The organism is Pseudemcibacter sp. (genome assembly GCF_965661635.1).
Lineage (GTDB): Bacteria > Pseudomonadota > Alphaproteobacteria > Sphingomonadales > Emcibacteraceae > Pseudemcibacter.
Genome location: NZ_CBFIEP010000022.1, coordinates 1 through 1,513 on the forward strand (window position 1 = coordinate 1; position 1,513 = coordinate 1,513).

1 pseudogene is annotated in these 1,513 nt (G+C 41.3%); it reads right to left on the minus strand.

Features of this window, described 5'->3' with window-relative positions:
* Positions 1-1,425, minus strand: a pseudogene (locus tag ACTF6W_RS01510) (preprotein translocase subunit SecA); the annotation flags it as partial.
* Positions 1,426-1,513 lie beyond the last annotated feature (88 nt).

Below are 1,513 nucleotides of genomic sequence, written 5' to 3' on the forward strand. Positions count from 1 at the left end.
TTCTTCATGGAATTTTGCATTCAAAACGTTATGCTTTACTTTGCGTTTCTTAAGCATATCCGCAAGATATTCTGACTTTTCAATACTGACCGTACCGACCAATATTGGCTGACGTGTTTTATAACATTCTTCAATACGGTCTACGATTGCGGCATATTTTTCTTCTGCGGTACGGTATATTTCATCGTCATCATCAATACGACTGATATCAATATTTGTTGGAATTTCCACAACGCCAAGTCCATAAATATCGGCAAATTCATTGGCTTCTGTCGCCGCCGTTCCTGTCATACCAGATAATTTTTCGTAAAGACGGAAATAATTCTGGAATGTGACCGATGCCAACGTTTGGTTTTCAGTGCGGATTTCTACCCCTTCTTTGGCTTCAATTGCCTGATGGAGGCCTTCTGATAAGCGGCGTCCATCCATCATGCGCCCTGTAAATTCGTCGATGAGAATAACGTCGCTACCCTTTACAATATAATCTTTTTCAGAATGGAATAATTTATGGGCTTTAAGGGCCTGATTAACATGATGAACGACAGCCACATTACCATAATCATAAAGATTATCTGTTTCTATCAATCCCGCGTTTTTAAGAACTTCTTCCAAATGCTCCATTCCCTCTTCGGTCAAGGATATACTGCGGCTCTTTTCGTCTACTTCATAATCTTCATCATTTAGCTCAGGGATGATTTTATCGATAGAAACATAAAGTTCGGATTTGTCTTCTGTGGGGCCGGAAATAATTAAGGGTGTTCTGGCTTCATCAATTAAAATACTGTCCACCTCATCGACAATAGCGAAATATGGGTCGCGCTGCGCCATCGCATCTTTATGAAATTTCATGTTATCGCGCAAATAATCGAACCCAAGCTCATTATTGGTCGCGTATGTAACATCACAGGCATAGGCTTCTTTGCGGTTTTGATCAGGGATATTGGGAATAATGCAACCAACGGTCATACCAAGAAAACGATAAACCTGCCCCATCCATTCGGCATCACGGCTGGCCAAATAATCATTGACGGTGACGATGTGAACACCTTTTCCGGGTAAGGCATTTAAATAACCTGCCAAGGTGGAAACGAGTGTTTTACCCTCACCCGTTTTCATTTCTGAGATTTGGCCTTCATGAAGAACGATACCACCGATAAGTTGAACATCATAATGGCGTTGTCCTAAGGTACGAATAGCCGCTTCTCGAACAACTGCGAAGGCTTCTACGAGAAGATTGTCAAGCTTTTCACCTTTTTCGAGACGCTCTCGGAATTCAGCCGTTTTACCTTTTAGTTCGTCATCACTAAGGGCTTGAATTTCGGGTTCTAGGGCGTTGATTGCTTTGATGCGTGGCTCAAGGCTTTTAAGATATCTTTCGTTTGATGTACCAAAAATCTTTTTGGCAATATTCGAAAATCCCAGCATTATTTTTTCCCATGCGGTCGCGTGTTTTTGCTAACCGTTCATTTTTAATCAATATATATGAGTAGCAGACATAAGATTGTCCGTGCCA